This window comes from Daeguia caeni (assembly GCF_042653845.1).
Lineage (GTDB): Bacteria > Pseudomonadota > Alphaproteobacteria > Rhizobiales > Rhizobiaceae > Brucella > Brucella caeni.
Map to the genome: position 1 here is coordinate 78,306 of NZ_JBHSEL010000053.1, position 15,049 is coordinate 93,354.

A 15,049-nucleotide genomic window follows, 5' to 3' on the forward strand; every position below is an offset into this window, starting at 1 on the left:
AAAAGACAAAAGTGCCAGTCTGAACGTATCAGACCGGCGCTTTTGTCAAAACAATCAGGCATAAAGGCCAAGATAGTTCATTTCCTCATCGCCTTTCATGCGGCGGGAAATGACAATGCGGTTGATGTCATTGGTGCCCTCGCCAATCGTGTAAAGCAGTGCCTCACGATGCAGCCGCTCAACCGTATATTCCTGGATATAGCCGGCACCACCATGCACAACCACCGCCTCATGCGCGATTTCAAGCGCCGCATCGCTGGCATACATTTTGGCCATGGCCGTGATCATGTCACAGCGGCCACCGCGCTCCTTCATCCAGGCTGCTTCCATGGCAATCAGCCGTGCGGCAACGAGCTTGGTCGCCATATTGGCAAGCTTGAGCTGAATCGCCTGATGGTTGTCGATTGTCACACCAAAGGTGACGCGCTCGGACGCATAACGTCTGGCTTCTGACAAGGCAGCGGCAGCTACACCAACCGCGCTGATGGCAATAGCGATACGGCCAATTTCGAGCGAATCCATCAATTGCCGGAAACCAAGCCCTTCGACACCGCCAAGAAGCTGGGCCTTTGGCACCTTGACATTGTCCATCTCGATCTGAACCGTATCAACCAGATGGAACGCCGTCTTTTCAAAGGTTGTCGTCACGACAACATGATCAAAGGTCTTTTCGACAATCAGCAGGCTGATTTTCGGTTTGGTTTCGCCTTCCTGTTTCGGATGCTTCACCAGCGTCAGAAGCAGGGTTGCCTTGGCACCATTGGTGACAAATGTCTTGCTTGCCGTCAGCGCATAATGGTCGCCCTCATCGCGCGCAAGCCCGCGAATGGCCTGCAGATCGGAACCGCATCCAGGCTCCGTCAGGCAGAGCGAGCCGCGATGCTCGCCCGTGGCAAGCCCCGGCAGATATTTCTGCTTCTGCTCTTCAGTGCCATAGGTCTTGATGGCATAGGCAACCGTGCTGTGGCTGTTGATATAGGCGGCAAGCGTCGTCCAGCCACGGCTGATCGCTTCAAACACCGCCGCCAGCACCGGATAGCGCAGGCCAAGCCCGCCATATTCTTCCGGCACGGCAAGGCCAAACAGGCCCATATCCTTCATTTCCTGCACCAGATCATCCGGATAGGCACCGGCGCGCTCAAGCGCGGCAACATTGGGCCGCACTCGCTCATCAATGAAGCGCGTGACCGTATTGACGATCTCTTTTTCTTCCGGAGTGAAAGCTTCATACATCATTTTGCAGTCCATCCACCATCAACGACAAAGGACTGGCCGGTTATGTAACTTGCCTTGTCCGAAAGCAGGAAGGTAATCATATGGGCGATCTCTTCGGGGCTGCCCTTGCGCTGCATGGGGACAGCCTGTTTCAGCCAGTCCTGATTGGCACCAACGCCGCCCATATCTGGTGCATCATCGCCCAGAATTTTTTTGGAATTGCTGCGCACATCCGTCTCGATCGATCCAGGACAGACGGCATTGGCGGTAATGCCGTTCTTGGCATAGAAACAGCCGATATGTTTGGTAAAGCCGACAACCGCATGTTTTGACGCCGTATAGGATGCGCCGTCAGCCATGCCAACCACACCGCCAATCGACGACACATTGACGATACGCCCCTTCCCGGCAGGCACCATATGACGCAAGGCAGCACGGCAGGCATAGAAGGTGCCGCGCGCATTGACATTCATGATCTGATCCCACAGCGCATCCGTGGTGTCGATGCAGCTGGCAAAACCATCGAAAATGGCGGCATTGCTGACCAGACCATCGATTCGGCCATATTTTGCCACTGCGCCATCAATCAGCGCATCGACCTGATGGACATCGCGCACATCCGCCTTGTGGAACTCAGCCTTGCCGCCAATTGCTGCGACTGCTTCAAGCGTGCGGCTGCCCTCATCCTCGAGCAGCCCGCCAATGACGACGCGCGCGCCAAGGCCGGCCAGTTGTAACACGGTTGCGCGCCCGATACCCGTTTCGCCGCCAGTGATAATGATGACCTGTTCGTCCAGACTGTTCATCCGGGAATCTCCATGATTGGACGATTGACTGAATTTCAGCGAAGCTTTCCGGCAGGAAATGATTTGCCGAGATCAGACAGGATCTCGCGCGCTGCATTATGACCCGGCACACCCGTCACGCCGCCTCCCGGATGACACGCCGCACCGCACATATACATGCCCTTCACCGGCGTACGGTAATCGGCATAATGGGCAATCGGACGTCTGAAGAAGACCTGATCAAGGCTCATCTCGCCGTGGTGGACATGACCGCCAATCATGGCAAACATCTTTTCAATGTCTGGCGGGGTCAGGATCTGAGCGTGCAGCACTTCCTTGTCAAAGCCCGGCGCATAACGGCAGATCTGCTTCAGCACAATATCGAGAAGCTCCTTGCGCGTTTCGTCATTCCATTCGCGACCATTGAGCCTGTAAGGCACATGCCCCCCCATGATCTGCACGACATGCATGCCTTCCGGCGCAACCGTATTGTCATAGGCGCTTGGCGTGGTGATCCACAGATAGGGATGTCTTGCCATCTCGCCATTGCGGGCCGAGCGGAAGGCATCCTCAAGCTCGACCGAATTTTCCGCAATCGTCACCGAACCCGGATTGGGCGCATCCAGATTGCGTGCATCATAGGCCGTCCAGCGCGGCAGCGCCCTGGTGGCCAGATTGATCTTGAAGGCAATCGATTCGGTACGGTGGCGTTCGACCTGGCCTATGACTTCCTCTGACAAGTGCTCCTTGCCGATCAGATCAAAATAGGTCGCCTTGGCGCCCGCATTGGAAATGACGATTTTTGCATCAATGCGCGCACCATTATCAAGGATGACGCCGGTGGCCTTGCCCTTCTCGATATTGACCTTCCTGACCATATGACCGGTAATGACTTCTGCGCCATATCGGGTCGCAACCTTGTAAAGCGCATCGGAAATTGAACCCATGCCGCCACGGATGAGGCCGCCACCACCGGCAGGCGTCGTGCTGTCACGCATCAAAGGACGCGCCAGTACATAGGCCGAGCCCGGCGTCTTCGGGCTGATCAGGCCGGCTGAACCGGAGGCATAACAGCCATAGGCGGTCAAAACCTCATCGCTTTCAAACCAGCGTTTCAGATAATCATAGGCGCTCAGCGTCAGCAGATCCCAGATATCATAGATGCGCGAGCCGATATCCTTCATGCGCCAGGCAAGAGCCATGGTCTTGCCGAGGTCTTTGATCTTGCCGGTCGACGGATCGACCGGCGTTTCGAACAGAAGGCGGCGAATATAGGGGATCATCCCGTTCATGTGCGCCACGAATTTCGGATAATTCTCCGCATCCTTTTTCGAGAACTGCGCAATTTCCTGCACCATTCTGGCCTCATCGTCCCAATAGACGATGCTCTTGCCGCTTTCGAATGGCTGGAAGGACGGCGGAACCGGAATGACTTCGACGCCATTTTGCAACAGCTCAAGATCAAGCATGATCTTTGGCTGCAGCAATGACATCCAGTATGAGGCAACCGAGACCTTGAAACCCGGCCAGACCTCACGCGAGATCGCCGCGCCGCCGACAAAGGGCTGGCGTTCGATCAGACAGACCTTGATGCCTGCCTTTGCCAGATATGCTGCGCAAACCAGACCATTGTGGCCAGCGCCGATAATGACCGCATCATATTTTGTCATATTTCAGAAACCTGATCAGAAGACGCTGACAACGTCATCGCTTTCGACATAGACACTCTTGATTTGGGTATAGTGATCGAGAGCGGCCATTGCGCATTCCCGTCCGACGCCCGATGATTTCACGCCGCCAAATGGCACTTCGACTGGCGCGAGATTGTAATTGTTGATCCAGCACATGCCGGCTTGAAGCTTGGCGATGACGCGGTGCGCACGCGGCAGATTGTTGGTGAACACACCGGCGGCAAGGCCGAATTCCGTATCATTGGCACGTGCGATCACTTCTTCCTCGTCATCAAAGGCAAGAACCGACATGACCGGGCCAAAGATTTCCTCACGTGCAATACGCATGTTATCGGTCACATTGGTAAAGACCGTCGGCTCGATCCAGAAACCGCCCTCCATGCCCTGCATGGCAGGGATGCCGCCACCCATTTCGAGCTTTGCGCCTTCTTCCTTGCCAAGGGCAATGTAGTTCAGCACCTTTTCCTGCTGCGCCTTGCTGATCAATGGCCCCATGGTAACTTCCGGGTCGAGCGGATCGCCAATCCTGATCTCCCGCGCCCGCTCAACCACCTTTTCCACCAGCTGGTCATGGATAGAGCGATGCACGAAAACGCGCGTGCCGTTGGTACAGACCTGTCCGGTCGAATAGAAATTGGCCATCAGCGCGCCACGCACGGCATTTTCCAGCGGCGCATCCTCGAAAATGATCAGGGGCGACTTGCCGCCAAGCTCCATCGTGCCATGTTTCATCAGGGAGCCTGCAAGCCCCAACACCTTCTTGCCCGTGGGCACCGAACCGGTGAGCGACACTTTTGCACTAAGCGGGTGTTCGACCAGCGCCTGACCGACATCGCCATGGCCCTGCACGACGTTGAAAAGACCATCCGGCAGGCCTGCTTCCTTGTAGATTTCAGCAAGGATCAGTGCAGAGAGCGGCGAATTTTCCGATGGCTTGAATACCATGGCATTGCCAGCGGCAAGTGCAGGCGCTGATTTCCAGCCTGCTCCCTGGAACGGATAGTTCCATGCGCCTATGCCAATACAGACGCCAAGCGGTTCGCGGCGGGTATAGGCAAAGGCGTTGCCGAGGCTGATCGTCTCGCCATTATAGGCCGGAATGACACCGGCATAGAATTCCAGTGCCTCAGCTACCGAAACCGCATCGACATAAAGCGTTTCCGACAATGCGCGTCCGGTATCAGTGGATTCAACACGGGCGATTTCATCATTTCTGGCGCGCACAAGATCATGGGCTCGGCGCAGAATGCGCGCACGCTCAACCGGGCGTAGCGCGGCCCATTCCTTTTGCGCAGCAGCTGCCGCATTAAGCGCCTTTTCGATCAGCGCCGGTGTAGCGGCATGGAGTTTCGCAATGACTTCACCGGTTGCCGGATAGACCACATCGATGACGCGGCCTGCTGTGTCTTCAACATATTCACCATTGATGAAGTGTGAGGCTTTTGGCTGCAAATTCATTTTGTCCCCTGAGAGCATTGCTTGTTCTGGAATGGCACATCAGCCGTAATAAACGGGTGCATCGGAAGGTGCGAGCGGTTCACGCCGCAGGATCATGTCGGCTGCCTTTTCAGCAATCATGATGGTAGGTGCATTGGTGTTGCCATTGGTTGGCCGCGGCATGACAGAAGCGTCAACCACACGCAGGCCGCGTGTGCCATGGACACGCAACTGGCCATCAACCACCGCATTCGGCCCCTCACCCATGCGGCATGTGCCGGCATAATGATAGCCGGTTTCGGCATGCTGACGGATGAAGCGATCAAGCCCGGCCTTATCCTTCAGATCGACATCCGGCAGAATGCGCTCGCCCCTGAATTCGGCCAAGGCTGACTGTTCCAACACCTCAAAGGAGCGCTCGATCGCATTGCGTGCATCAATCCAGTCCACTTCCTCGGTCATGTAATTGGGTTGAATGACCGGCGGCTCCAGCGGATCGCTGGAACGCAGGGTGACAAAGCCGCGGCTTGCCGGAAGGCCCGGGCTCAAATGAACCTGAAAACTGTGTCCTGGTGCCGACAGGCGCCCGCTATATTCGGCAGCAAGGCCGACAAAATGCAGATGTACATCAGGATAGGGCTTTTCCGGCGATGATTTCAGGAAACCGCCCGCCTCGAAGAAATTCGACGCGCCAAGCCCCGTACCCTTTGTCAACCATTCCGCGCCAATGACTGCCTGTTTCAATGGCTTGGTGGCTTCGAAATAGGAAACCGGCTTCTTGCAACGATAGGAAACGATCCATTCCAGATGGTCGGCCAGATTCTGGCCGACACCCGGCAGATCAACCCTGACCTCGACACCATGGCGGCGCAGCTCATCGGCAGGACCAATGCCCGAGAGCATCAGCACCTGCGGCGACTGGATGGCTCCTGCACACAGAATGACTTCCTCATTCACCTCCGCCACACGGCTCTGCCCCTCGCTCTTATAGGCAACACCTGAAGCGCGTCCATTCTGCATGACGATCGAAGCCACCATCGCACCGGTGACGACCGTCAGATTCTTGCGCGTCTTCATGGCAGGATGCAGATAGGCGCGTGCTGCGCTTTCACGCACACCTTCATGAATGGTCGCATCAAAATAGCCAAAGCCTTCCTGACGATAGCCGTTGATGTCGGGATTTTCGTAATAGCCCGCCTCTTTTGCCGCCTCCAGAAAGACGTCATAGAGGATGCTTTCCGGCACACCACGGCTGACATGCAGCGGCCCGCTGTCGCCCCGATAGGCATCGCCGCCACGCGAATAGGTTTCGGAGCGACGGAAATAGGGCAGACAGTGACGATAGCTCCAGTGTTCAAGCCCGGGTTCTGCCGCCCAATTGTCAAAATCCATGGCATTGCCGCGCACATAGACCATGCCGTTGATGGTGGAGGAGCCACCCAGAACCTTGCCTCGAAAATAGGGAAACTGCCTGCCATTCAGCTCGTCAACCGGCTCTGACAGGAATTGCCAGTTGTAGGTCTTGCCCTGTAACGGATAGACGAGCGCTGCCGGCATATTGATGCGGAAATCCCAGCGGCGATCCGGTCCACCCGCCTCCAGCACGAGCACCTTGACCGCCGGATCCGCACTCAAACGGTTGGCCAGCACACTGCCAGCTGAACCAGCGCCGACAATCACATAGTCAAACCTTTCGACAGTGGACATCTCCATTTCCCCATTCAAACTTCATCTGGCCAGACGACAGATTCCGCTGAGCGAGCATGGCTTCACCTTCTGCCCTTCAGCACACATGCCCGCACCCGGCGCCACTCCTCAACCGGGACAGGCCGCAACCATATTCACCGCATCGCACGCGCCCGCCTCCACCCCCCACGTGAATCAGAATTCCCACGCATCAGGAGCAACCATCAACAAAACTATTACACCGAATTTTTATACTCACAAGACAAATATTTTGATTATATGTTCTGTTTCACTCATCCTCCCATACAAGGAGGGGGGGCAGCGGACTTGCAGATAACGATTACGGATATTGTTTTTCCCACTTCACATTCCGACTATTCAGTATATATATTTGACCTGTACGGATTTATCAGGCAGAAGGCAATGCCTCCCGGCCGATGAAATCAGGCATATCTTTGGAAAGGTGCAAGCTATTCATCACAAAGATATGTTTAATAACAAAATGATACGGCGTTTTCCTGACAAACTTGAAGAGGAGCGCCACCATCAGAACTGGAGTTATCCATGTCTCGTCGCATCAATTTCATCAATCCGTTCGGCACCACGGTTTATGATTCACTCATTCACGAGACCCTGTCCCATTACGCGATGGAAGGCACCACGCTCGATATCACCCATCTCGAGGGCTGCCCGTCCGACATGGATTATTTCTACCCCAAGCACTTTGTCGAAAACGCGCTTTATGCGGCCATTCAGGATGCTGAAGCGGCCGGCTATGACGCCGTCATCTGCGGCTGCTGCTATGATCCGGGTGTGCGTGTTGGCCGCGAACTGACAAACATGCCGATCATTGGCCCCATGGAAGCATCGCTTCAGCTTCTGGCCTATCATGGCCGCACGGCAGTCATTGTCGCCGATCACGTCAAGGCCTGCTCACTGATGAAGGACAATGCCAGGCTCTCCGGCATGGAAGACCTGATCGTCGGCTATGATGTCATCGACTGGTATGTGCGCGACATGGTCAATGACACCGATGCAGTCGCAGCCGATGTGATCGAGGTAAGCCGTCGCGCTGTTGAAAAGACCGGTGCCGAAGCTGTCATCCTCAACTGCACCATCATTTCCGCTTCCTATCAGAAATATCTCATGAAGGGCGGAAAGCCTGCCGATGTGCCTGTGCTCAACCCGAACCTCATGGCGCTGATGATGGCTGAAACCACGGCACATCTGCGCTCAAAAGGTGCATTGCAGCTTTCACGTGCCGCCTTCTATGCGCAGCCCCATGACGATCATTTCAGGAAGGTGAGCGAGATCACCCGCAAGGCCTGGGACGCAACCCGCCCGGTGCGCGACCAGTTCTTCTAATCAACTGAGATCACCATTCTTCGGCCTGGATCGGAAACGCCATGCAACAATTGAAGCCAAAATACGATTTCGTTGTCATTGGTGCTGGCTCGGCCGGCAGCGTGATTGCTGCGCGGCTGTCAGAAAACAGCAGATTTGACGTATTGCTGCTGGAAGCCGGGCCGGACAATAAAAGCTGGAAGATCGATATGCCACTTGCCGTCGACCAGCTTCTGAATGCAACGGACTATAACTGGGCATTTGAAACCGAACCGGAAGCAGCCCTTGGCGGCCGGCGGATTGGCCAGCCGCGCGGGCGCGTGATTGGCGGCTCATCGTCCATCAATGGCATGGTCTATACCCGCGGCAATCCGCAGGACTATGACGAATGGCGCGATGTCCACGGCTGCACCGGCTGGGGCTATGCTGATGTCTTGCCCTATTTCCGGCGCATGGAAACTGCTCCTGAAGGAAAAAACCGCTATCGGGGTGGCGATGGCCCGCTGCGTATCACACGACCGGATCTTTCCAGGCATCCGCTGAATGCTGCCTTCCTGCAGGCTGGGCGTGAACTGGGCTATCCCATTTCCGAAGACTATAATGGCGCACAACATGAGGGCTTTGCATCGGGTGAACAGACAATCTGGAAAGGCAAACGTCAAAGCACAGGCCGCGCCTATCTGACCCCAGAAGTGCGCAAGCGCCCTAACCTCACAATTGCAACGGGCGCGCTGGTCGAAAAGATCATCTTTGAAGATAGACAGGCCACAGCGGTTCAGTTTGTACGCAATGGAAAGCGCGAGCGCGTTGCCATCGGCCGAGAAGTTGTCCTTTCTGCAGGTGCTGTTGGTTCACCACACATTCTCAAGCTCTCAGGCGTTGGCCCGGCGGAAGAGCTGCGCCAGCATGGCATCGAGGTCGTGCTCGACAATCCGTTGGTTGGTGCGGAGCTTCAGGATCACCCGGATCTGCAACTGCAATATAAATGCAAAAAGCCCGTGACCCTGCGCCAGCATGCCGAATGGCCGGGACGCATCCTTGTCGGGCTGAACTGGTTCCTGTTCCACAAGGGTGTCGCTGCCAGCAACCAGTTTGAAGCAGCAGCCTATCTGCGCACCCGCGCCGGCATTCGCAAGCCGAACATCAAGCTGGAATTCTTCCCGCTTGGCATTTCGCACGACAACTACAAGCCCTACAGGATCGACTCCTTCCAGATCCACATGACGTTGCTCAATGCCAATTCGCGTGGTGCCATCACGCTGAAATCGGCCAATCCCGCTGATGCACCCGCCATCACGGTGAATTTCCTTGATAATGAAGCTGACCTTCAGACCTATCGCGAAGCCATCGCCATCACGCGCGAGATCGTGGCGGCGAAAGCCTTTGATGAATTTCGCGGCGAAGAGATCGATCCCGGCGAGGCATTGCGCGATGGCAAGGCGCTGGATGACTGGATGCGCGCGCGCGTCTATACCGCCTATCACCTCAGCTGCTCATGCCGCATGGGGCAGGAAGGTTCATCTGTTGTTGCCCCCGACCTGAAGGTACATGGCCTGACCGGCATTCGCATTGCCGATGCCTCCGTCATGCCGCATGTCGTGACCGCCAACACCAATGCCACAACGATCATGATTGGCGAAAGGGCGGCTGATTTCTGCGCCGGAAAGCCACAACTGACACCTGATGAAGCGCCCTATTGGGTCGCGGCAAACTGGAAAACCCAACAGCGCTCCACGGAAGCAGAACGCTGAACGAACAGGCAGAAATAGCCCGGAAACGGGCTATTGTCGCATCGCCTCTTGTCGGTTTTGGTTCAGTGTCAGGCATTTCAGCCGATATTCACCCGGCGGAACATTGAACTGCGCCTTGAATGCGCGGGAAAACTGTGTCTGATCACTGAAACCCCAGCTATAGGCGATCTCGGCTGCCGTCTGCACATTGTTGGGATCAGCCAGCGCATCACGACAGGCAAGCAGGCGCTGTTCACGGATCCAGTTGCGCACGGTTGTGCCAGTATCCCTGAACAGCTCATGCAGATAGCGCGTTGAAATTCCACACGCCCTGGCGATCCGTTCCGGATCCATGCGGAAATCCTGCAGATTGGCGCGAATATAGGCCTCAATCCGCGCCAGATGCGCACTGCGCACGGTTGAGCTGCCAGACACCAGAACACGCTCATCCGCCTTGATGGCAAGGACAAGCAGATCGACAAGCTGGCGGCCAACGGTTGCGCGCGCTTCCGCACTCATCGCATCAAAACGGTCTGGCAATATTTGCAGCATGTCCGTGAACAGGCCACCAGCACCATTATTGGCGTCAAACTGTAGCGTGCAGAACCTGTCCGGCGAACGCAGCCGCCCGTTCAGCATATCCCCCTTGAGTTTCAGCACCCACATATCGGCCGCATCTGCATGGCTGAATTCATAGGGCTCGCTGCTGCGTTCCAGAAAAAAGCCACCGGGCTTGCACTTGATATCCCGTCCGGCCTGCGCAAAAGCCACTTCAGACCGGGTCGGCACGGTGACCAGGAATTCCTCTTCCCGTACGCCATTAAAATGATGCGGTAGGCGCAAATATTGCAAGGCATCGCAGGACAGGCGTGAAATCGAAACATCACCGAACTGCCACGATGTCAGTTTTCCTGAGAAGTTGTCGGTATCCCGCCAGCGCAGATCAAGTGGAAAATAAGCAGACGCGATTGCCTCCTGCCAATAACGACTGCGATCCGGCGCACGTGTTGCATCTGTTGAAATGCTAAGCTTCATGCGGCTCCCCCTGTTTTATGATCAAGCTATTCACATGATGTAACTTAGGCAAACAGAATGATACTGATTGCATTCCCGCGCAATCTGTTGTGCTTCCGCTGCAAAGACGCCCGCCAAATTCTCTGCCTAGACTGATCAGGCTTCAACGGTGCGTAAGATACCGGCGGCAGAGGGAACACATATTCGGACTGATCATTACGGTTTCCGAACCGTCGGTTTACGCCATTAACTCGCGTGAACACGATGCTTGATACCAAATCAACCAAGGTAGATCCGATCACCCTTTCGGTGGTGCGCGGTATACTTGAAACGACCCAGCGTGAAATGACACTCGCGCTGGAAAAGACGGCGCGTTCTTCCGTCTTCAATCTGGCACATGACTATTCAACCGCCCTTTTCAACGCGCGGCCGGAGATGATCCTGCAGGGACAGGATATTCCGATCCATCTCGGCTCGCTCATCCCCGCAATGAAGGCCGTCGCAGCCTTCTTCGGCGACGACATCCATGAAGGCGACATCATCCTCCACAATGACCCGGCATATGGCGGCAGCCACGCCATCGATACCTGCATGTACAAGCCCGTCTTCTACAAGGGCGAGCTGGTTTACTGGACGGTCTGCAAGGGCCACCTCACTGATATTGGTGGCCCTGTACCGGCAGGCTACAACCCCAATGCCACGGAAATCTATGCCGAATGCCTGCGCATTCCGCCCGTCAAGATCTGGGAACGCGGCAAGCCACGCCACGATGTCCTCAACATGATCCTGACCAATATGCGCGCGCGCCGTGACCAGGAAGGCGATTTCCGCGCCCTGATCGGTGCCTGTCAGGTGGGGGAACGCAACCTCATTGCCATGCTGGACAAATATGGCAAGGAACAGGTTGATGCCTGCATCAACACGCTGCTCGACATGGCAGACAAACACATGCGCACGCTGATTGCCTCGGTGCCGGATGGCACCTATGAAGGCACGTCCATTCTCGAAGATGCCGGCCATGGCTTTGGCGATTTCGAGATCAAGGCAACCGTCACCATCAAGGGAGACACCTGCCATATCGCCATCAGCAGTCCGCCGCAGGTGCCTTATTTCATCAATTCCTATGAGGGCAATTCCCATTCCGGCGTCTATCTCGGCCTCATGATGTTTGCCGCCCTGCCGCCACCCTATAATGAAGGGCTTTATCGCTGCGTGACGGTTGATTTTGGCCCGAAGGGTACGCTGTGCAATGCGCAGGAACCTGCTCCGCACATGAATTGCACCACAACACCGATGGAAACGCTTACCGATGCGGTACGGCTTGCCTTTGAAAAGGCCATGCCATCGAAAGTGGCCGCCTCCTGGGGCCATGCCAATGGGCTCAACATTGCCGGACGCGATTCCCGTACCAATGAGGAATTCGTCACCATGGTGCTGGCAACCATCATTTCCGGCGGCGGCGCAACGCCAAAACAGGATGGCTGGCATGCGGTTGGCCCGGAATGCTGCTTTGGTGCGCTGACCTCCGGTGACGTGGAACTGTTGGAATATTCCTATCCGATCATCATCCATCGTTATTCGCTGATGACCGATTCAGGTGGGGCAGGAAAATTCCGCGGTGGCTCTGGCACCGCATGGGAAGTGGAGCCGCTCAACGGCGAGATGCTTTGTATTGGCTTTGGTGAAGGCCGGCGCATTCCGGCCATGGGCGCCGCTGGTGCAAGATCGACCATGATCGACACCAAGGTTGGCCGGGTTGAAATCCGCCGCAATGGCGAGGTTCAGGTCGAACGCAAGAACATCATTGAGACCATCCGCCCCGGCGAGACCATCACCAATCTCAATCCCGGCGGCGGCGGCTATGGCAATCCGTTCGAGCGGCCGATCGAAAAGGTTGTCGAGGATGTGCGCAACAACCTCGTCTCGATCGAAGGCGCGCGGCTCGATTACGGCGTCGTCATCATCAATCCCGAAACGCTCGAAGTCGACATGGCCGAGACCGAACGCCTGCGCTCTGCTGCCTGAGGAAAACTGAAATGACTATGCACCATTATCGTCTCGGCATTGATGCCGGAGGCACCTTTACCGACTTCGTGATCGCAGATCGCACCAGCGGCGAGGTCAAGCTGTTCAAGGCGCTTTCGACGCCGTCCGACCCGACGCGCGCGATTGAAAATGGCCTGAAACTGATTTCAGCCGACCTTGGCAAACCGATCGAGGAAATCATTTCCAACTGCGACCTGTGCATCAATGGCACGACCGTTGGCCTCAATGCGCTGATTACCCATCGCGGAGGCAAGACCGGGCTGATCTGCACGGCAGGCCACGAGGATTCGATTGAAATCCGCAATGGCCACAAGGAAGACGGTTTCCGCTACGACCCGGAATATCCGGCAGCCACCATGCTGGTGCCACGCTATCTGCGCCGCGGTGTGCGCGAGCGTGTCCTGTCAGATGGCACGATCCGCACGCCATTGCATGAGGAGGATGTGCGGGCAGCCTGCGAACTCTTCCTGAAAGAGGGAGTTGAATCCGTCGCCATATCCTTTGTCTGGTCTGTTCTCGATCAAACGCATGAGCGGCGCGCGGCAGAAATCGTGCGGGAAATGATGCCCGATGTCATCATAACCATTGGCAGCGAGCTTTACCCGCAGGTGCGTGAATATACCCGCACATCAACGGCTGTGACCAATGCCTATCTCGCCCCCGTCATGCGCCGCTATGTCAATGCAGTGGATGCCTATTTCAGGAAGCTCGGCGCCAGGCAGCCGGTACGCTATTTCCAGTCCAATGGCGGTCTTGCCATTGGCCAGGTCATGAGCGACCGCTCCGTCTATGCCATCAATTCAGGCCCGGCTTCCGCGCCACAGGCAGGGCTTTATGTCGGTGCACCATTCAACCACAAGAATGTCATCACCGTGGATATGGGCGGCACATCCTTCGACATTACGCTTACCCGCAATGGCCAGACCAACCTCAACAAGAACATTGACTTTCTACGCTATCGTATTGGTGTTCCAATGATTCAGGTTGAGACACTGGGCGCTGGTGGCGGCTCGATCGGTTGGATTGACCCGCTTGGCCTGTTGCAGGTCGGCCCGCAATCGGCCGGCTCAGAACCGGGACCTGCCTGCTATGGACGCGGCGGCACGGAGCCCACCACATCAGATGCCAATCTGGTTCTGGGCTACCTTAATCCTGAAGGACTTCTTGGCGGCAAGCTCCCGCTTGACGTGGAAAAGGCACGCGCAGCCATCAAGCGTGTCGCCAACCCGCTCGGCATCACCATCGAACAGGCTGCCTATGGCATGTTCGCCATCGTCAATAACAACATGGTCAATGGCATTCGTCGCGTTTCGGTTGAACGCGGCTATGACCCGCGCGATTTCGTGCTGGTCGGTGCCGGTGGCGCAACGGCTGCCCATATCACGGCACTTGCCCGCGAAATGGGCATTGATACGATCATCCTTCCCAAGCTGGCATCGGGGCTTTGCGCCTTTGGTCAGATCATTTCTGACGTCAAATATAATTACATGGCCCCGGCACCGCAGCGCCTGGACAATGACGCAGCTTATGAGCGGATTGATACGCTGTTCAGGGAAATCGAGGCCAAGGCCATCGAACATCTCAAGGCCGACGGTTTCGATGCCGATAATATCGAGATCAAGCGCTCGCTCGACATGCGCTATGTCGGTCAGGTGCATGAATGCACCGTTACGATCGACAATTTTCCGATCAATGCCTCGACCATTGATAAGGTGAAAGAGGCCTTCCATGCCCGTCATGAAGAACTCTACACCTATGCCGAACGTCAAAGTACGGTGGAAGTCGTCAATCTGGAATCCACCATCTATGGCAAGATCGAAAAGCTGCGTGTGCCGCAATATCCGGCAGGCGGCAATATCGATCAGGCGCTAAAAGGCCATCGCGACGCGATCTTCGACCAGTCTGGCAAGGCAACCAGAACGCCCGTCTATGACGGCGCCAAATTCGGTGCAGGCGACACCATTCACGGCCCTGCAATCATTGAGGAAGTCACCACGACCATCGTCATTGAACCGGACTGGACCTGCACCTTGCATGAAAGCGGCAGTTATCTCTTGACCCGTAACAAATGACTACATGCGCCCCATTTTCAGGTGGGGCG

Annotated in this window: 10 protein-coding genes; 4 read left to right on the forward strand and 6 right to left on the reverse strand. The window is 56.1% G+C overall.

The features are described from left to right. Positions 1–54: 54 nt before the first annotated feature. From ACFO1V_RS08315 to ACFO1V_RS08335, 5 genes are read right to left on the reverse strand one after another with little or no spacing between them, the layout of a single operon-like run. On the reverse strand, positions 55–1,236 hold the full coding sequence (locus tag ACFO1V_RS08315) for an acyl-CoA dehydrogenase family protein (protein WP_374829510.1): 1,182 nt from the start codon (positions 1,234–1,236) through the stop codon (positions 55–57). Then, positions 1,233–2,021, reverse strand: coding sequence for an SDR family NAD(P)-dependent oxidoreductase (locus ACFO1V_RS08320; RefSeq protein ID WP_374829508.1), 789 nt, complete (start codon positions 2,019–2,021; stop codon positions 1,233–1,235). Before ACFO1V_RS08320 ends, ACFO1V_RS08315 begins: the two co-directional genes overlap by 4 nt. 35 nt (positions 2,022–2,056) lie before the next feature. Continuing rightward, entirely contained in the window at positions 2,057–3,670 is a 1,614-nt protein-coding gene (locus ACFO1V_RS08325) for a phytoene desaturase family protein (RefSeq protein ID WP_374829506.1), read from the reverse strand. Between the two features lie 15 nt (positions 3,671–3,685). Continuing rightward, positions 3,686–5,149 (reverse strand): betaine-aldehyde dehydrogenase, encoded by a 1,464-nt coding sequence (gene betB / locus ACFO1V_RS08330; RefSeq protein WP_374829504.1) that lies wholly within the window; start codon positions 5,147–5,149, stop codon positions 3,686–3,688. Between the two features lie 39 nt (positions 5,150–5,188). Next, positions 5,189–6,841, reverse strand: coding sequence for a choline dehydrogenase (locus ACFO1V_RS08335; protein ID WP_445438783.1), 1,653 nt, complete (start codon positions 6,839–6,841; stop codon positions 5,189–5,191). 537 nt (positions 6,842–7,378) lie between these two features. Here ACFO1V_RS08335 and ACFO1V_RS08340 point away from each other — a divergent pair. Both ACFO1V_RS08340 and ACFO1V_RS08345 read left to right on the forward strand, forming a co-directional pair. Further along, complete coding sequence (locus ACFO1V_RS08340; RefSeq protein WP_374829500.1) at positions 7,379–8,179, forward strand: aspartate/glutamate racemase family protein; 801 nt, start codon at positions 7,379–7,381, stop codon at positions 8,177–8,179. A gap of 41 nt (positions 8,180–8,220) precedes the next feature. Next, positions 8,221–9,909 (forward strand): choline dehydrogenase, encoded by a 1,689-nt coding sequence (locus ACFO1V_RS08345; protein WP_374829498.1) that lies wholly within the window; start codon positions 8,221–8,223, stop codon positions 9,907–9,909. 30 nt (positions 9,910–9,939) lie between these two features. Here the strand turns inward: ACFO1V_RS08345 and ACFO1V_RS08350 are convergent, their stop codons facing one another. Beyond that, positions 9,940–10,923 (reverse strand): AraC family transcriptional regulator, encoded by a 984-nt coding sequence (locus ACFO1V_RS08350; protein WP_374829496.1) that lies wholly within the window; start codon positions 10,921–10,923, stop codon positions 9,940–9,942. 243 nt (positions 10,924–11,166) lie between these two features. Here ACFO1V_RS08350 and capB point away from each other — a divergent pair, with 243 nt between their 5' ends. Then, on the forward strand, positions 11,167–12,927 hold the full coding sequence (capB, locus tag ACFO1V_RS08355; protein WP_374829494.1) for a caprolactamase subunit beta: 1,761 nt from the start codon (positions 11,167–11,169) through the stop codon (positions 12,925–12,927). An 11-nt stretch (positions 12,928–12,938) separates the two neighbouring features. Beyond that, positions 12,939–15,020 carry a caprolactamase subunit alpha gene (gene capA / locus ACFO1V_RS08360; protein ID WP_374829492.1) on the forward strand — a complete coding sequence of 694 codons (2,082 nt, stop codon included), beginning with the start codon at positions 12,939–12,941 and terminating at the stop codon, positions 15,018–15,020. The last annotated feature ends 29 nt before the right edge of the window (positions 15,021–15,049 follow it).